The organism is Flavobacterium sp. CFBP9031 (genome assembly GCF_034044945.1).
GTDB lineage: Bacteria > Bacteroidota > Bacteroidia > Flavobacteriales > Flavobacteriaceae > Flavobacterium.
Genome location: NZ_JAXCWF010000021.1, coordinates 1 through 18,060, shown reverse-complemented (window position 1 = coordinate 18,060; position 18,060 = coordinate 1). Strand labels below are relative to the sequence as shown.

Sequence of the window (18,060 nt, the reverse complement as noted above, 5' to 3'; positions counted from 1 at the left end):
TTTCACGAATTAACACGAATTAAATTTGTGAAAATTTGTGAAATTAGTGGCAGAAAAACTTTGTATTTTAAAAGAAAACGGCACTCTAAATCTAGAGTGTCGTTTTTATTTTGTTTTAAAATCAATTAGTGGCTGTGAGTTTCGCTGTTTTCATAACCTAAAACCGTAATCATATATGGCGTGCTAGAAACCTTAGTCTTTTTGATTGCCAATGTAGAAAGGTTTACTTGTATTAATTCTCCAGTTGTTGGCGAAGTGATATAAGCAAAACGATCTGTAACTGCCATTTGAGGTTTTAATGTAGCATCTGTAGCCGTTTCAGCAGTTGCTTTAGTTTCTTTTACCGCTTGTAAACTGCTGATGTCGTAAAGTTTAAATTCTCCTGAATGCAATAAAACAGCCAGTTTTTTATGATCGTAACTAACTTTACATTGCATAATGGTTGTGTTCGCAATAATTGGTTTTACAGTATTAGCCACAACATCAATTAAATAAGCGCCTTTTGCAGCGGTATACCCAATAAATTTTCCTGCCGAAGCCGTTTCTAAAATGCTTCCAAACCAAGCCGTTCCAAAATCTGCTGGGTGATCGATTAACTTTTGATTTCCGTTGCTTTCTACAACCAAAATTCCGCTTGACGAACCAAAAACAGCATAAACACCGTCTGAAGCATTTCCGTGAATTCCTTTTGTCGCAATTTTAGCATCAAAAAGCGTTTTTCCAGTGTTGTCAATAATTTTTACTTTTTCTGGAAGCGTTCCCGTAACCGAATTGTCTTTTACTGTAATCGCATAAGTTCCGTTTGTAAAAGTCGCCATGGCACCGTGATGCGCCAATAAACCTGCGTTTACAGTTTTGAAAGTCGAGCCAGCTTTGTTTACATCGGCTTCTTTACCAACAGAAAGTGTTCCGTCGCCGTCATTAAAAGTCAGGATTTCGCCAATTTTACTTTTAAAATGCGTTGGTTTTAATGCGCTTGTTGCTAAAACTCCAAATTTCGGAACATCATCAACATCAATATGATCACCGTGTAATTCCAATCCGCTGTCGAAAGTTTCTACAAAATTATTGTCTCTGTGAACAATTCCGGCAAAACGTCCAGATTCTGTTGTGTACAAAGATGATTTTGGAAATTTAGCCGTAAAAGAACTGATCTTATCTTCATGCGGATCAAAAAGGGTTAACTCCGTAGTTTTTTCGTCAGAAAGTAAAACTCGAACAAATGTATGTTCTTCTGAAGCGTCGTGATCATGATCATTATCGTCGTGGTTGTCATCGTCGTTGCTGCACGAAACCGCAAAAAGCGATAAAGCAAATAAAAATAGTAGTTTGTAAAACTTGTTTTTCATTGTAATAAAGGATTTAAAATTTGTAAATAATTGATTTTTGAATGGTCGGACTTATCTTGAAACCGAAAACGGAATCTTCATAGAAACAATAATGTTTCGTCCCGCTTCAGGAAGTTCGATAAGTCGATAAAAGCTGGTGTGATTTAAGTATCTTGTATTAAATAAATTTTGGATCTGAATATTGAGGCTGATATCCTGTTTTCCTGTTTTAATTTTTGAGCCAAAAGCCAGATTAAAAACATGACTTTCTGCCGTTTTTTTCTCAGGCGGAACAATATTGTTTTGTTGTGCCGTAAAGCGATAATCAACAGAAAAATAAGGTTCTTTTAAAAAGCTAATTTGAGGTTCGTAATTCAATTCAAACAAAACAGAAGGCGGCGGAGAAAACGGAAGTGTATAACCTTTTTTACTGCCGGATTTTTGTTCCGAATAAAGATATTCGGCACCAATTTCTGCACTTAAAGATTTCAGGAAATAATAGCGAGTCTGAAATTCTGCGCCATAACGAAAGACTTTGCTTTGTTCATATTCAAAAACCTGATTTCCTGCACCATAATAAATATCATGAGCGGAAGTTGGATTCAGATAAATGAAATTCGGAAAATAGTTGGCAAATGGAGTAAACTGAAAAGAGAAGTTTTGCGCTTTCCATTCCATTCCCAAATCCAATTGATACGAACGTTCTGCATCCAGATTCGAATTCCCTTTTTCGAATCGGAAATAATGATAATTTACACCGTTTGAAGCCAGTTCTTTGGCAATCGGCATTCTAAAACTCGAACCCAAATTGGCTTTCAGTGAAAGCTTTCCGGGATTGTAATTTGCTCCAACCGACCATGTAAAACTGTCAAAGTTTTTGGTTAGATCTTGAGAACGCTGTAAATATTCCAACTCCGTCTGATTGTTTTCAGAAACGGGACTTTGAAACCAATCGTAATACGATTTCATTTTAATTTTTCCGTAATCGTAACGAACAGCGCCATTTAAAAACCATTTTTCGTTTAGTTCAATTTTGTCATAAGCAAATAAACCTGCATTAAATTGAGTGAAAGCAGGAATTAAAAAACTCCATCCGCCGATTTCATTTTGCTGAAAAGCTACATTAGAACCAACCGTAATTTGATGATTTTGAATTCTAAATTCGTCTTTAGCAGAAAACGACCAAACATCTTTATCATATTGACGTTCCAAATCTTGTGGAGCGTACATATCTTCCGGATAAATCGGTGGCATATAACCGTGATTTACATAATGGCTATATTCTCTTCTGAAGTTATTTTGAAAACCAATTTGCATCTCAAAAGCATGATTTCCCAATTGAAAAGAAGTCGTATTGCTAACCTTTAAATGATTGACTTGCTGATACGGCATCAAAATATCACGGCTCGATTTATCGTGTAATTCGAGATCTACATTTCGAGGTTCGAGCCCATGCGCATTCGCGAAAAAACCGCTTTTGGTATGCACATTGCTGAAATAGAAAACCGATTTAAAATGTTCTCCCGAATAACCTGTGCTCACATGAAAATCAAGTTCTCGTCCAGCCGTATTTCGTAAATGATTTTTGTATAATGGAACAGCATAACTATAGACATGAACCACATCGGTCGGAACGCGATAATCGCCGTAATCCATTGTGGTTACTCGAGAATCAAAGAACCAATTTTCGTTTCTTCCAAATAAATTAATGGAACTTCCAAATTGTGCATTATTACTTTTTCCGGTAAGATCAATACTTCCGCCAAAACTGTTTTGCGACGGAAGTGGCAAAGGTTTAATATTGATTGCGCCCCCCACAGCATCAGATCCGTAAATAAATGAAGAAGGACCTTTTATGATTTCTACCCGATTGACAGCATATTGATCGATTTCCAAACCGTGATCTGCGCCCCATTGCTGGCCTTCGTGTTTCAAGCCATTCTCCACCACAATAACCTGATTGAAACTCAAACCACGAATAAGCGGTTTTGAACCTCCAGAACCAATCGAAATAGTTTTAACGCCTGGCAATTTCTGCAAAGACTGCATCAAACTCCCGCCAAGATTACGCTGAATGAAACTATTGTTTACCGTTTCGACATTCAGCGATTCTTCTTTTTTGCGTTTTTCAATAGAATTTCCGTTAACTAAAACTTCGTTAAGTTCTTTGATTTCGGTTTTTTTTTCTGATGGCTGATTTTGAGAAAAAACTTCGGCTGTAACCAATAAACTGAGGAGTAAAAAACAATATTTCCAATACATGGATAGGGCATTCTTCATTAATCTGATCTTATAAAATTTTAATACTTAAACCTTTCAGCGTTTGCCAGCCTTCTTTATCCGTCAAGCGAATCATAAAATGATAATCTCCAGGATCAACATCGGCTGGAATGGTAATTTGTGTCGTCGCTTCGTAGCTTTTTACCCCGTTCGGAATGGTGTAATTATTGATGAAAAGCATTGGTTTTACAGGCTTTTTTACAGCTTCCATCTCACAGCTCGTCACTTCTGTACTGTGTGTGTGATGATCGAAATTGTGATGAATATCTAGGCTGTAAGAACCAAGCGCGACATTATCATTAAAAATGGCTTTAAAAGTGATGGTTTGACCGCGCTCGATTGTACTGCATTGAATCGGAAAAGCATTTTGTGTTATGTCAATTACAGGATATTCGGTGTCGATTTCGGCATTATCGCTCGAGCAGGACGTTGCAAAAGCAAGTGCCACAACACCAATTAAAAACTTTATTTTTTTCATATTTTTTGATTTGAATTAAAGTGCAAATGGAAGCTCAAGAGATTGCGAAAAGTTGATATTGTACGTCGTATTTTTATACAAGACCAGAAAAGTATAGTTGCCAGAAGTCCAAGATTTATTAGCAACCAAATCTTGTGGAACTGGTAAATTGTTATCTTTTGCGGCACCAATAGTAAGCTTTGGAGTTTCTCTCAGAAATTTTGTCCCGTCCCACGGAATATTAGAAAATTGACCTGCATCTGCCACGTTTTTATGTTCGAAAACATCATATGCAATCACTTTGCTAAAATCAATCTGATCTACACTTTCTGGATTGTGTTTGGCATTTTTATTAATCAAAAGCAAATACATAATTCCGTCGCCTTTTACGCCTTCAAGTGTTACTTGCGAACTGAAAATATCGTTGTTTTTGTATTTAGCCGTCTCATCAGAAAACTTGCCTTTTCGATACATAAAAGTGTCATTTATAAAAAGCGTAAATACCGAAGCAACAGGGTTTACAGGAATGTTTTCTAGTTTATAAATCGTTAGGTTTTTCTTTACTTCTAGCTTTGTTCCGTTTTGATCGTTTATGATAATGATGAAATCATATTTTCCTTCTGCAGCATCTTCGGGAATATCAAAATGTTTGTGAACCGTTGCATTTTTTGCACCCGCATATTGCGTCCATGTAATTTCATGCGACCAGATTTTAGAATACGTTTCGGTACTTCTTTGTACAATCTTAACTTGTACATTTTCGATTTTATCAGCAGCTGTCACTTCTGCATTAAAATGGAAATCCTGACCAATAGTTGCTATTTCATTATTGCCAAGACCGAGTTCGATTTTGTCAATAGCGGGAATTGCCTGTTCTTTTTCGGAATCGTCATTACTACAGCTTGAAAAAGCCATTGCAGCAAAGAATGAAGTCAGAATGAGTTTTGTTGTTTTCATTTTTTCTGATTTGATTTTGATCATTTTATAAAGGGTATTTGGGTTGCGAAAGACAATGCCTACCGATTTTAGCAATCGGATAAACAGAATAAAAGCAGTTCATTTCAGACTAAAACTTTTGGATAAAGCTTTGTTCTAAATGAAAAAAGAATAAAATTTTGAGGTGATTTTTTTGTGTAGAAAAGCTATTTCAATATCAATATCAATATCAATATCAATATCAATATGTTGCATTAAATGCTTAAAATGAATGAAATAGCCTTTGAATGTTTTAAGATTTTGAAATCATAAAAACAATTAAATAGCCGAATTGCAAAACAATAGGGAATACAAAAAAAAACTAAAGTGTAAAAGGCGGGGCTCGAAGGGAAAATAAAGAGCCCTTAAAAAATGTAAAATGTGGTTTGCTGTAAAAACTAAGGTGTTTTACAACAGGATTATTCTTGAAAAACTGAAAAACAGTAAACTCAAAGGTGCCAACAGCACTGAATTTAAAATCACAAATCGAACATTTATGAAATGAATGCAGTTTGGCTTTAAATTGCGGTTTTTCGGAAACAGAAAACTCTAATTTCTCTTTGCAATTATGAGTGTCTAAAATATGTTCGTACGAATGGACAGCCGGAAAAAGTATTGCGAACAATACAATTAAAGGCATTAAAAGATTAATAAGTTTAAGTTTCTTTTTCATTCGTTGAGATTATTTCCGACTCATTTAAAGTCAGAATTAATGCAATAGTGTTGCAAATATAGAAATCTTATTTTTAAATGCAATGTTGTTGCAGTAATTGTTTGCGAAAAATCAATGCTTTTGCTAATTTTAGCAAATCTTATATTCCTTAAAAATGAAAATTTTCTACAGCTTTCTTTGTTTTTTTATCTTGATTTTCAATGGTTTTTCTCAGTCAAAAGAAATGCAGGTTTATCTTTTGGATAAAGGTGTTTCAGAATCATTGGCTAATTATAGAAAACAGGAAATCTCAGATGTCACTTACGGACTTTCATTTGAAATTCCGAATAAAAAAGAAGAACAAATTAAAGCCAATTTGGTTTTAGGAGTAACTTTGCCAAATCATCCTTATCGTTATATTTATTTAGATTTTAAAGAGAAAACGGAAAACATACAAGCAATTGAAGTCAATGGGAAAAAGGTTTCAATTGTACACGAAAATGGACATATTGTGATTGATTCTTCGGCTTTAGTTTCAGGAAAAAATAGCATTTCAATTTCTTTTATTGCAGGTAATTTATCATTAAATAGAAATGATGATTTTCTATACACTTTATTAGTTCCAGATCGCGCAAGTACATTGTTCCCGTGTTTCGATCAGCCAGACATAAAAGCGACTTATAAACTAAGTCTTTCTGTGCCCAAAGAATGGTCAGTTTTGGCTGGAGCCCATGTAAAAGAAAAAACCGAAAAGGGAGATTTTACACTGTACACTTTTGGAGAATCAGACAAAATGAGTACGTATTTATTTTCTTTCGTTGCAGGAAAATTCAAAAGCGCGACACAAAAGCCAGGTTTAGAAATGACAATGTTGTATCGTGAAAACAGTCCGGAGAAATTTCGCGTAAGCGCTGATACTATTTTCAGTTTACATCAGCAATCTTTAGATTTTTTAGAAAAATATACTAATTATAAATTTCTATTTCAGAAATTGGATTTTGCTTCGATTCCCGTTTTTCAATATGGCGGAATGGAGCATGTTGGTGCGATTCAATACAGAGAATCGACTTTGTTTCTGGACAACAGTGCAACCGACAGCGAGAAATTAAACCGTGCAAAACTCATTGCTCATGAAACCTCACATATGTGGTTTGGCGATTTGGTTACGATGAAGTGGTTTGACGATGTTTGGATGAAAGAGGTTTTCGCCAACTTCATGGCCGATAAAATCATGAATCCGATTTTTCCAAAAGTCAATCATAATCTGCAATTTTTTACGGCGCATTATCCTAGCGCTTTCGCGGAAGATCGATCTTTAGGAACACATCCGATCAAACAGCATTTGGCGAATTTAAAAGATGCGGGTTCGTTGTACGGAGCCATTATTTACAACAAAGCGCCAATTATGATGCGTCAGTTAGAGGCTTCTATGGGAAAGGAAGCTTTTCAGAAAGGAATCGAAAAATACATTCAGAAATATGCCAACGACAATGCAGATTGGAATAATCTCGTAGAACTTCTTGATGCTGAAACTCCGCTTGACATGAAAAAATGGAGCGATGTCTGGGTAAATAAATCGGGGAGAGCCATTTTTACGGATCAAATCGAATATGATGCTAAAAACCGAATTAAAAGCTTTGAAATTCAACAACAAGCCGAGGATAAATCAGAGAATATTTGGCCTCAGGTTTTTAAGGTTGGTTTAGTTTATGCTAAAGATGTAAAAGTTTTATCAGTTAATATTAATGATAAAAATACGGTTGTAAAAGAAGCTATCGGACTTGAAAAACCGCTTGCTGTTGTTTACAATTATAATGGTTTTGGATACGGTGTTTTTCCGCTTGACGGAAATAATTTAAATTATATTGCTGGTTTAAGAGATGAAATGGCAAGAGCTTCTAGTTATAGTAATCTTTATGAAAACACTTTGATTGGCAATGTTTCGCCAGAAAAAGCTTTTGATTGTTTTTTAAAGGGAATTCAAACAGAACAAAACGAATTGGTTTTGAGAATGGCGACGGGAAGTTTAAATACGATTTATTGGAGATTATTGACTGAAAAACAACAAAGTAAAGTTCAGAAACAGCTTGAAGGTGTTTTATACGAGCGTTTACAGGCCAATTTATCTGCGAATATCAAAAAGACATTATTCGGATTATTTAGCTCGATTGCCTATTCTGATTCGGCGAAAGCCAGTTTGTATAAAGTTTGGAACAGAGAAATCTCGATTCCGAACTTGAAATTAAACGAAGACGATTATACCAATATGGCAATGAATCTGGCAATTTTCAAACATTCAAAAGCAGATGAAATTTTGGAGAAAACCAGAACATCCTTTACAAATCCTGATAAGCAAAAGCGTTTTGAGTTTCTGCTTCCCTCTTTATCAAAAGACGAATCGGTTCGAAATGCCTTTATAGAATCATTAAAAGACGATGCAAACCGTGAGAAAGAATCTTGGGTTTCGGTAGGTTTGGCAAATGTAAATCATCCGCTTCGTCAAGAAAGTGCACAGAAATATATTAGATTTTCATTAGATTTGGTTGATGAAATCCAGCGCACGGGAGATATTTTCTTTCCGAAAGATTGGCTGGATAATACCGTTGGAAAATATTCGTCGAAATATGCTTTTGATGAAGTACAGCGATTCTTAAAAGAAAACCCTAATTTTAGTCCGATCTTGAAACGTAAATTGTTTCAGGCGACAGATTTGCTTTATAAAGCACAAAATATTAAAAAAGAAACCGAATGAAAATCGAATCGGAAATAGAGAAAGTCTCCAGTTTTCAGCATCTAGAAATGCTGGCCAATCAGGTTGTGGAAGGTTTTATATCGGGAATGCACAAGAGTCCGTTTCATGGATTTTCGGCCGAATTTGCCGAACATAAAGTCTATAACGCAGGCGAAAGCACCAAACATATCGACTGGAAATTGTTTGCCAAAACGGATCGTTTATACACGAAACGTTTTGAGGAAGAAACCAATTTACGCTGTCATCTTATTGTAGATAATTCGTCATCAATGCATTATCCTGAACTCAAATCAAATCAGCCTTTTTACGAAAAGAAAATCGGATTTGCAGTTTTGGCTTCTGCGGTCTTGATGAATATTCTAAAGAAACAGCGCGATGCAGTTGGGTTAAGCGTTTTCTCAGATAAATATGAATATTATGCACCAGAAAAAGGAAGTGATCGTCACCATAGAATGCTTTTGAACAAACTGGAAGAATTATTGGTTCAGCCAAAAGTCAAAAAAACGACGGATACGATTACCTATCTGCATCAGATTGCAGAGAAAATGCATCGCCGTTCGATGATTATCTTGTTTACAGATATGTTTCAGACAGAAGATGACGAGAAATTATTCAACGCTTTACAGCATTTAAAACATAACAAACACAAAGTAGTTTTGTTTCATGTGGTTGATAATGAAACCGAATTGAAATTTGATTTTGATAACACGCCAAGAAAGTTTATTGACTTAGAATCAGGAGAAGAGGTTTCGATTTTTGCTGACAATGTAAAAGAAGAATATGAAAAAAGGGTAGAGGCCTACTTTAAAAACTTGGCTTTAACCTGTGCGAAGAACCAAATTAAGTACGTTCCAGTAAATGTTGGCGATAATTTTGAAAAAATATTAACTACATATTTGGTTGAAAAACAAAACTTTGGATAAATATTTGAAAATTTATTTCATTTTTTTTACAAAAACACTTGCAGAAATGAAATTCTGTACTATCTTTGCAACCGCAATAACGCAGAGGTTTGGTAGTTCAGTTGGTTAGAATACATGCCTGTCACGCATGGGGTCGCGGGTTCGAGTCCCGTCCAGACCGCAATATTGGGGAAGCCTTTCTTAACAGAAAGGCTTTTTTGCCCAAATACGGTATCTAAGATTAGTTGTGTTGTTTTGCTACGACTTTGTAACTCGTAGCTGGTTTAGTAGTTAGACCAATGAAAAGCTTTCCACTTTTGTGGATGGCTTTTTTGATTTAAAACACTTTTGTTTTTTTTTATTTAACCGCAAAGAGCGCTAAGATTTACGCAAAGTCCGCAAAGTTTTTTTAAGCTTTGCGGACTTTTCTGTTTTTGTTGTAATTCTAATTTTAACGCATTGTTTGTCATTTCGACGAAGGAGACTCGAGCGATAGCGAATAGGCGAAGCAAATCTTTGCGAGTAACTCTACAAAGATTTTCTATTTATAATATTAAAATATTCCTATGCAATTAAGAAAAAGAAAGAAAGTTCTTCTTTTTTGGTTTAGAAGTCGATTTTTAAAATATTGGAATTTAGCTAATTAAAAATTTCTTAAATTTTATTTGAAAAAACGCTTGCAGAAACGAAATTCTGTTGTATTTTTGCACCCACAATAACGCAGGGTTTGGTAGTTCAGTTGGTTAGAATACATGCCTGTCACGCATGGGGTCGCGGGTTCGAGTCCCGTCCAGACCGCCTAAGTTTGTAAAAAGCTTCTCTTAATGAGAAGCTTTTTTGTTTTTATACAGTTTATGAAATTTAACCGCAAAGAGCGCAAAGGTTTACGCAAAGCACCCAAGGTTTTTTTAACGAGATTTATAGTAGTTCGCAAAACTATATGATATAGCTTTGCGAACTTTGCGTTTGTAAACATAATCTTAGAAGAAATCTTAGCGCTCTTTGCGGTTAAAATTCTATTATCTTTATAATATGGAACAATCCCCTTTTAAAGTAGACAAATATTACATCAAGAGAGTAGATGCCGATAAAAAAAGCATTTATTGTCATCATGATATAATGGGCGAATTACTGGTTCCTACACATAAACACAACAAAGCTCAGATGCTGTATGCAGAAGGCGATGTGGTTTTTGTGACAACTGAAACGAAATCATATTTTTTGCCTGCAAGACATTTTATTTGGATTCCCGCGGGAGTAGAGCATAGTATCGAGCCCAAGTCGGAACATGTGATGATGAGAAATTTGTATTTTCCGGTTGAAAAAGATGAGGATGATTTCTATAAAAGCGAAGGTATTTATCCAGTGAATAATCTACTGCTCCAAATGATGATGTTTACCAATCAGTGGAACGGCGATTTAAAAAAAGGAAGTCCGAGTTTTGTGATTGCAAAAGCCATAAAAGCGATTCTTCCGCAGATATGTCATACGAATTTGCCTTTAGAACTTCCTCAGCCTAAAGATAAACGATTAGGAAAAATTCTTCGACATATCGAAAATAATTTGGGAGAAACGATTCTTTTTGCCGATGTGGCGCATGAATTTGGGTTTAGCGAACGCTCTTTGTATCGCTTATTTCAAAAAGATCTCAAGATGTCTTTTATTCAATATTATACCATTCGAAGAATCCTCAAAGCAATCGAACTTTTGTTAGAAAGAAAACTTTCGGTAAAAGAGGTAGCTCTAGAAGTTGGGTATAATAGTGTTCCGACCTTTAGTAACACTTTTTTCAAGATTTTAGGCCAAAGACCTTCTGATTACTTAAACGGAGAGGAAATTTTGGAAAAGAACTAGATAGTTTTTGTTTCACGCAGATTTTAATAGATTTTAGCTGATTTTGCAGATTCTTTTTTTCCATGCGTAAAAAAAAATCTCTCGCAGATTCCGCAGATTTGAGAGATTTTTTTAAATGCTTTATAATCTGCACAATCTGCCAAATCTGCGAGAACAAAAAATAAAAATCTGCGCCTTCTGCTCAAATCTATTAAAATCTGCGTGAAATAGCACAATCCAAACCTATTTTGTAATAAATTGTTTTTCAGTGTTTTAATATAACGTTTTCGAAAAATGGAATTTTAACATTTGTCCGAAATGAATATGTTATTGACTTTTTAGAATCATCCGCCAAGCAAAAAATGAAGGAACTTTGCAGCATAAATTATTCAAATATTCATGTTCCTTACAAAAACAAACTCTAAAGAAGATTGTTTTCCCAGAAGCTTATTGATTTTACTAATGATATTAGTGTTCAGTAGTTTACAAGCTCAGGAAGTTCATACGGTTTCTTTACAAGAAGCGATGAAACTGGCGAAGGAAAACAACAAAAAAATCCTTAAATCTCAACTGGAGATTACGCTCGCTGAGCAAAACATCAAAGAAAGAAAAGAACTTAGATTACCGGATGTACAACTGAACGGAATGTACTCCAGAATTACCAACATTACAGAATTTAAAGGAGATGGTTTCTTAAATGGAAAAGAAGTTACGAAAGCAATTCCTGAAATCTATGAGGTAAATTCAACTTTTAAAATGCCAATTTACGTTGGAAACAAGATTAATAACGCAATAAAAATTGCGAATCAGGAAAACGAAATTGCAAAAATAAAATCGGAAAAAACAGAAAATGATATTGAACTGGAAGTTGTGGCAAACTATCTGGCGATTTATAAAATGATGGAACTTCAAAAGATATTTGAAGAAAACATCAAAGAAGAAAAAAGCCGATTAAAAGAAGTGCAATCGCTTCAAAAACACGGAACGGTAACCAAAAATGAGGTTATACGTGCCGAATTACAGCTCTCAGATCGTGAGTTGAACGCGCTTACAAACTCCAAAAACATTAAAATTGCGCTTCACGATCTGAAGACTTTAATTCAGATTTCGGAAAACGAAGAAATTTCAATCGACACAACTGCAAGTCTGGACGAAATGAACGGTTTAGATCCGTATGATTTTTATCTGAATAAAGCGATGCAGAACGAAGAAATGCGAATTGCAAGTCAGGAATTAGACATCAGCAAAACTGAAATGCAATTGGTAAAAGGGAATTATCTGCCTAGCGTAAACTTCTTTGGGAATTATGGCTTTTATTATCCAAACTACAAATTCTTTCCGCCAAATCCGTATTTGTATACTCTAGGTCAGGTAGGAATCGAGGCGCGTTTTGATCTTTCGGCTTTGTATAAAAACAAGACGAAAGTGGCAAAAGCAAGCACTAAAATCGATATGCAGAAAATGCAGACTGAAATCATAAAAGAAGAAATTCAAGATCAGTTATATAAAGAACATACACAGTATCAAGAAATCCTTGAAAAATTTGTTGTGGTTGACAAAGCTTTGGATTTAGCTGAAGAAAACTACCGAATTGTAAAGCTGAAATACTTAAATCAATTGGTTTTAATTACCGAAATGGTTGATGCTGATAATGCGTTGCTTCAGGCAAAATACAACAAAATCTCTACCCGATTGGATGCTGTTTTGAAACATTATGAAATGATGCATACGGCTGGGATCATGCCTCAGAGCTAAATGCTGATTAAAGATTAGGCTAAAGCCTTAGAGGAGAGAAGCAAGAGGAAAGACTTGATAGAAGACTTAAAAGAAAGAACTAAGATAAAGAGATAAAAAAGATGGTTAAGATAAAAAATGAAACTAAGAGAAATAAAACGTTTCATATATTAATAACAATTATTGCGTGTACGCTGGTTATAAGCGGGGTTATTTTGGGAATTTGGTTTTATGTATTTAACCGAAACCATGAGGAAACCAATGACGCGCAGGTAGAACAATATGTTACACCAATTATGTCGAGAATTACAGGTTATGTGCAGGAGGTTCGTTTTGACGAAAACCAATTTGTGCATAAAGGAGATACTTTGGTGGTGATCGATAATAGAGAATATAAATCGAAATTGAATGTGGCTCTTGCCGATGTTCAAAATGCGCAACAAAATAGTGTTGTGGCTCAAAAAAATGCCATTAATACAGCAAGTGCAACGGCAATTAACGAATCGCAATTAGAAGCAGCAAAATCAAATCTTTGGAAAACCAAACTAGAATACGAAAGATACAAAGCTTTGGTGAGTGAAGAAGCAGCAACTTCTCAGCAATTGGAGAAAGTAAAAGCAGATTACGAGTCGGCGCAAGCACATTTTCAGGAAATGAAAAACAGAATTCATTCGGCTACTTTAAGTACTTCTGTCGCTGAAGCGAATGTTCCAACAACGCAAACGAATATTACTTCAAAACAAGCTGTTGCAGATAATGCGGCATTGTTTCTTTCGTACACTGTAATCACAGCGCCTTATGATGGCTGGGTCGGAAAAAGAACTTTACAGCCAGGACAAATGGTAAAAGAAGGACAATCTTTGCTTTCTATCGTAAGTAAAGAAAAATGGATTACAGCGAACTTTAAAGAAACGCAATTGCAATATTTAACTGTTGGGCAAGAAGTAGAAATCAAAGCAGATGCAATAAGCGACAAAGTTTTTGTGGGAACAATTGCTTCGTTATCGCCTGCGAGTGGTGCGAGATTCTCGTTGCTACCTCCAGATAATGCGACTGGAAACTTCGTAAAAATTGAACAAAGAATTCCAGTTAGAATTCAGTTAAAAGAGCAAGACAAACAAACCGATTTTTTAAGAGCAGGAATGAACATTACGGTTGTTGCTGCGCACAAATAAAATGGAAGATAAAAGTATATTTAAATCATGGGTTCCAAAATGGGCGATCATTATTATTTTGTTCGTTTGTTTGTTGCATTCCATGATTTTATTGGGAGTTTACACGTCAAACGTAACGTATGCGGCGAGTTTTCTGGACATTGAGCCAGAAGATTTGCAGTTTGCAATGTGCGTTACGTACGGAACTCTGCTGGCAACCATTTTAATAGAAAGCCGATTTTCGAGTTTTTTCCCTGCAAAAAATTACTTGATGGCGGTTTATTCCTTAATCGGAATTACAATTATTTCATCTGCTTATATTACTAATTTTTCGGTTTTTCTATTAATGAGAGTTGCCGAAGGAATCCTGATGGCGCTTCCTGTAATCACGATCAGACAATTGCTTATTGAGCAGTTCAATACTAAAAATGCCATTATTATCGGGTTTTCATTTTACTACGGCGCGCTGTTGTTGTCTACGCCTTTTATTATGAATATCGCCGTGTGGTTTCTCGATCATTACGACTGGAAATATATGTTGTATGTTTCTGGCGGACTACAAGTTTTAAACGTCTTTTTAATCTTAGTTACTTTCAGGGGGCACCGAATTACAAAGAAGATTCCGTTGTATCAAATCGACTGGATGAGTTATTTTTTGGTTTTAATTTCGATTCTTTGCGGTGCCTACTTTTTTGTTTATGCTGAGAAAAAATATTGGTTACAGTCTTCAGAAATGGTTTTAATCTTGATGATTTCGCTCATTACAGGCGGATTATTCATTTTTAAAGAACGTTTAGTAAAAAGACCAAGTTTTAATTTTGAAGTTATAAAATACGCCAATCTGCGAATAGGATTTTTATTGTTTTTCCTTTTCTATATCAGCAGAGCAACACTGAGTCTTTGTCATTCGGCAATGTTTTCAATCTGGAATTGGGATCCTTCTCGTGTTGCAGGCGTTCAGTATATAAACGGATTAGGAAATGTAATCGGACTTATTTTAGCCGCATTTTTTCTGATGAAATCTGTTTCGACAAAAATTATTTTTATGATTGGTTTTACGCTTATTGCTATTTTCCATTTCTGGTTTACGTTTCTTTTTGTGCCAGATATTGCATTGAGCGATATAATCATTCCCTATATTTTGCAAGGAATCGGTGTTGGATTTTTATTTGTTCCGCTCATCTTATTTACCACATCATCGGTTCCGGCAAATATGGCGGTTTCTTCAGGAATTGTTGGGGTTTCAGGGCGTTTTTGGGGAAGTACAATTGGCTTCTGCGTCATGCAGAATGCAATGGTTTTCTTGAATAAAAAACACTTTCTTAAATTAAGCCAATTTGTTACTGGTGAAAATCCAGAAGCACAGCAAACCATTGCAAGCACAACTCAAAGTTTTATTGCCAAAGGATATTCGGCAGATAATGCAAATGTTTTGGCTATGAAAAAAGTTTTCAGCACAATCTCTAAACAATCGACTTTATTGGCCGATATGGAAATTTATACGATTGTTGGTTATGGTTTAGTGGTTTTGATTATTCTAATTGCGTGCAATCAGCATTTGAGACAAACTATGACTTTGGTTAAAAGTAAGATTTGGATCGGCTGATGAGTTAATCTCGCAAAGTCACGAAGTCGCAAAGTTTTTATTTCACGCAGATTTTAAAAGATTTAAGCAGATAAGCGCAGATTATTTATTTCTAAAATCTTAAAATTAAATCTGCTAAAATCTGCCGAATCTGCGTGAAACAAAATCCTTTTAATCTTAATAATCTGTGGCTTTAAAATAAAAACCTTGCGACTTCGTGACTTTGCGAGATTCAAAAAAAATCTTAGCGAATCTCTGCGAAAAACCTCCGCGCAACTCTGCGGAAAAACTTATCTTGCAACCGTTAAAACAACAAAACAAAATTATGAGCCAGCAATGTGTAATTTTTGATATGGACGGCGTGATTTCGCACACCAATCCGCATCATGTAATCGCTTTTGAAAAGTTTTTCGATAAATATAATGTTCCGTATACTCAGGAAGAATTTGAAGAACATATGTACGGAAAACACAATAGTTATATCATGACGCATTTCTTCAAACGTCCAATTGAGGGAGAAGAATTGATTAAACTTGAAGACGAAAAAGAAGGAATGTTCCGTGAGATTTATAAAGACAAAGTCGAAACGATTCCGCATTATATGGATTTTTTAAACGAATTAAAATCTCGTGGTTTCAAAACTGCAGTTGCCACATCAGCGCCGCGTGCGAATTTGGATTTGATCGCCAATTTCCTGAAACTAGACGAAAAAATGGATTCGATGATGTCCAGCGAAGACGTAACGTTTCATAAACCGAATCCCGAAGTATATCTAAAATCGGCAGAACGCGTGGGAGTTTCTCCGTCTGATTGTGTGGTTTTCGAAGATTCTTTTTCGGGTATTACAGCAGGACTAAATGCCGGAATGAAAGTCGTTGGAGTTTTGAGCACGCATACCAAAGAACAGCTTCCGCCATGTGATTTTTATATTAATGATTATAGTGAAATCAATGTGGATAAGATTATTGAAATATTAAATTTCAATAAATAAATTTCAAATTCCAAGATTAAAGAATTTTTATTTCACGCAGATTCTGCAGATTTTAGCAGATTTATTTTGATTTTAATAATATCTGCGTTTATCTGCTTAAATCATTTTAAATCTGCGTGAAATAAAAAACGAATCAATACCTCTCCTTCAAAAAAGCAATCCAGCCTTTTTCAAATTCCAAGATTAAAGAATTTTTATTTCACGCAGATTCTGCAGATTTTAGCAGATTTATTTTGATTTTAATAATATCTGCGTTTATCTGCTTAAATCATTTTAAATCTGCGTGAAATAAAAAACGAATCAATACTTCTCCTCCAAAAAAGCAATCCAGCCTTTTTCGAATTCCTCTTGCGTTACGTTCAATGTTTTTTCAATGTTGCCGAAAGAAGCAATCAGTTTGGGCAGAATGTCTTTTCCCCATTTTTGGGTCATATATTCGATTATCGTGTAGCCAATATTGTAAATCTGATTGCCGTGATTTAAATCTTCTAAAGTCAAGTTTTTGCTTTTAGCATATTTCACGCTTAACGAATTTACTTCTTCTGCTTCAAACATACTAATCGATTCCCAAAGCCAACGCGGATATTCGGCTTTGAATTTTTTATCAAATTCTCTTTCAAAAGTCAGTCGATCTTGCGTGATGATGGTGTCTTTTGCTTTATAGATTAATATGTTCAGTTGAACGCAATGCGTAAACTCGTGCAAAGCCGTTTTGAGCGGATCGTCTGGAAAAATAGAATTAAACCAATTCGTCCATACAAAATGAAATTCGTTTGGACCACGACTTGTGCCTTTTGTATTTTCTTTTAAACCCGTAGCGTCATTAAACTTGAATTGCGAACCGTAAACAAAAACCTTTATCGGGTCATGTTCTACGTCTTTTAGATTTTCTCTTATTCTAGAATAATTTTCCTCGAGATGTTTGCTGACTTTTTCGGCCTCGCTTTTATAAATTCCGTTATAGGAAACAATAAAATGCTCCGATTTAAGGGTTTTGGTTTCGTGCTGAACGGTAAAGCTTCGAATCGTTCTCGCAAAGTAAAAAACAGCAATAATTGCTAATAGAATAACTAATAATCTGTATTTTCTCATGTGTTCTAATTGTTTTTTGAGATTAAAAACAAGCGAAATTTTGAGAATTAGGTTTTTGGTATTTTAAAAATAAGAATATTTAAATACTAAAGCATAAAATAATTAAAGAAATTTCTGAATTTATAGTTTTTGGTGGTTTTTAATCTCGCAAAGTCGCAGAAGCGCAAAGTTTTTTTTTAGCCGCAGATTATTAAGATTAAAAGGATTTTTTACGCATTGTAACCATAAAGGATTGTCATTTCGATTTCTATGATAAAACCAAATCTTTTTCATAAAAGGTTTGGTTTTTTATTACTGCAAAAACTCTATGGATTATTTTGTTTCT

12 protein-coding genes and 2 tRNA genes are annotated in these 18,060 nt (G+C 35.0%); 9 read left to right on the top strand and 5 right to left on the bottom strand.

Annotated elements, in window-relative coordinates; all coding sequences use genetic code 11:
* Positions 1-125: 125 nt before the first annotated feature.
* The 4 genes from SOM12_RS23530 to SOM12_RS23515 are packed head-to-tail and all read right to left on the bottom strand — an operon-like array spanning position 126 to position 5,022.
* Complete coding sequence (locus tag SOM12_RS23530; RefSeq protein WP_320495784.1) at positions 126-1,349, bottom strand: hypothetical protein; 1,224 nt, start codon at positions 1,347-1,349, stop codon at positions 126-128.
* Between the two features lie 51 nt (positions 1,350-1,400).
* Complete coding sequence (locus tag SOM12_RS23525) at positions 1,401-3,608, bottom strand: TonB-dependent receptor (protein ID WP_320495783.1); 2,208 nt, start codon at positions 3,606-3,608, stop codon at positions 1,401-1,403.
* A gap of 10 nt (positions 3,609-3,618) precedes the next feature.
* Positions 3,619-4,086, bottom strand: a complete 468-nt coding sequence (locus tag SOM12_RS23520) for a DUF4625 domain-containing protein (RefSeq protein ID WP_320495782.1) — start codon at positions 4,084-4,086, stop codon at positions 3,619-3,621.
* A 15-nt stretch (positions 4,087-4,101) separates the two neighbouring features.
* The gene (locus SOM12_RS23515) at positions 4,102-5,022 is read right to left on the bottom strand and encodes a DUF4625 domain-containing protein (protein ID WP_320495781.1); all 921 of its coding nucleotides are present in this window, start codon (positions 5,020-5,022) and stop codon (positions 4,102-4,104) included.
* Positions 5,023-5,867: 845 nt separating this feature from the next.
* Here SOM12_RS23515 and SOM12_RS23510 point away from each other — a divergent pair.
* The 9 genes from SOM12_RS23510 to SOM12_RS23470 all read left to right on the top strand — a co-directional run bounded on the left by SOM12_RS23510 (position 5,868) and on the right by SOM12_RS23470 (position 16,643).
* Positions 5,868-8,444, top strand: coding sequence for a M1 family aminopeptidase (locus SOM12_RS23510; protein ID WP_320495780.1), 2,577 nt, complete (start codon positions 5,868-5,870; stop codon positions 8,442-8,444).
* Complete coding sequence (locus SOM12_RS23505) at positions 8,441-9,367, top strand: DUF58 domain-containing protein (protein WP_248729114.1); 927 nt, start codon at positions 8,441-8,443, stop codon at positions 9,365-9,367. Before SOM12_RS23510 ends, SOM12_RS23505 begins: the two co-directional genes overlap by 4 nt.
* An 86-nt stretch (positions 9,368-9,453) precedes the next feature.
* Positions 9,454-9,527: transfer RNA gene (locus SOM12_RS23500), tRNA-Asp, on the top strand.
* A gap of 543 nt (positions 9,528-10,070) precedes the next feature.
* Positions 10,071-10,144: transfer RNA gene (locus SOM12_RS23495), tRNA-Asp, on the top strand.
* 234 nt (positions 10,145-10,378) lie between these two features.
* Complete coding sequence (locus tag SOM12_RS23490) at positions 10,379-11,200, top strand: helix-turn-helix transcriptional regulator (RefSeq protein ID WP_320495778.1); 822 nt, start codon at positions 10,379-10,381, stop codon at positions 11,198-11,200.
* Positions 11,201-11,641: 441 nt separating this feature from the next.
* Positions 11,642-12,934 carry a TolC family protein gene (locus SOM12_RS23485; RefSeq protein ID WP_320495777.1) on the top strand — a complete coding sequence of 431 codons (1,293 nt, stop codon included), beginning with the start codon at positions 11,642-11,644 and terminating at the stop codon, positions 12,932-12,934.
* A gap of 101 nt (positions 12,935-13,035) precedes the next feature.
* Positions 13,036-14,088, top strand: coding sequence for an HlyD family secretion protein (locus tag SOM12_RS23480; RefSeq protein WP_320495776.1), 1,053 nt, complete (start codon positions 13,036-13,038; stop codon positions 14,086-14,088).
* Position 14,089: 1 nt separating this feature from the next.
* The gene (locus SOM12_RS23475; RefSeq protein ID WP_095929763.1) at positions 14,090-15,673 is read left to right on the top strand and encodes an MFS transporter; all 1,584 of its coding nucleotides are present in this window, start codon (positions 14,090-14,092) and stop codon (positions 15,671-15,673) included.
* 304 nt (positions 15,674-15,977) lie between these two features.
* A complete protein-coding gene (locus SOM12_RS23470) occupies positions 15,978-16,643 on the top strand; it encodes an HAD family hydrolase (protein WP_095929785.1) in 666 nt (221 codons plus the stop codon).
* 300 nt (positions 16,644-16,943) lie between these two features.
* On the opposite strand, the gene SOM12_RS23465 is transcribed toward SOM12_RS23470, so the two are convergent.
* The gene (locus SOM12_RS23465; protein ID WP_320495774.1) at positions 16,944-17,735 is read right to left on the bottom strand and encodes a hypothetical protein; all 792 of its coding nucleotides are present in this window, start codon (positions 17,733-17,735) and stop codon (positions 16,944-16,946) included.
* Positions 17,736-18,060: the final 325 nt, after the last annotated feature.

Coding starts and splice junctions, on each gene's coding strand:
- SOM12_RS23520 (WP_320495782.1), bottom strand. CDS start 4,086: ATGAAAAAAATAAAGTTTTTAATTGGTGTTGTGGCACTTGCTTTTGCA.
- SOM12_RS23510 (WP_320495780.1), top strand. CDS start 5,868: ATGAAAATTTTCTACAGCTTTCTTTGTTTTTTTATCTTGATTTTCAAT.
- SOM12_RS23475 (WP_095929763.1), top strand. CDS start 14,090: ATGGAAGATAAAAGTATATTTAAATCATGGGTTCCAAAATGGGCGATC.
- SOM12_RS23465 (WP_320495774.1), bottom strand. CDS start 17,735: ATGAGAAAATACAGATTATTAGTTATTCTATTAGCAATTATTGCTGTT.
- SOM12_RS23530 (WP_320495784.1), bottom strand. CDS start 1,349: ATGAAAAACAAGTTTTACAAACTACTATTTTTATTTGCTTTATCGCTT.
- SOM12_RS23485 (WP_320495777.1), top strand. CDS start 11,642: ATGATATTAGTGTTCAGTAGTTTACAAGCTCAGGAAGTTCATACGGTT.
- SOM12_RS23515 (WP_320495781.1), bottom strand. CDS start 5,022: ATGAAAACAACAAAACTCATTCTGACTTCATTCTTTGCTGCAATGGCT.
- SOM12_RS23525 (WP_320495783.1), bottom strand. CDS start 3,608: ATGAAGAATGCCCTATCCATGTATTGGAAATATTGTTTTTTACTCCTC.
- SOM12_RS23480 (WP_320495776.1), top strand. CDS start 13,036: ATGGTTAAGATAAAAAATGAAACTAAGAGAAATAAAACGTTTCATATA.
- SOM12_RS23470 (WP_095929785.1), top strand. CDS start 15,978: ATGAGCCAGCAATGTGTAATTTTTGATATGGACGGCGTGATTTCGCAC.
- SOM12_RS23490 (WP_320495778.1), top strand. CDS start 10,379: ATGGAACAATCCCCTTTTAAAGTAGACAAATATTACATCAAGAGAGTA.
- SOM12_RS23505 (WP_248729114.1), top strand. CDS start 8,441: ATGAAAATCGAATCGGAAATAGAGAAAGTCTCCAGTTTTCAGCATCTA.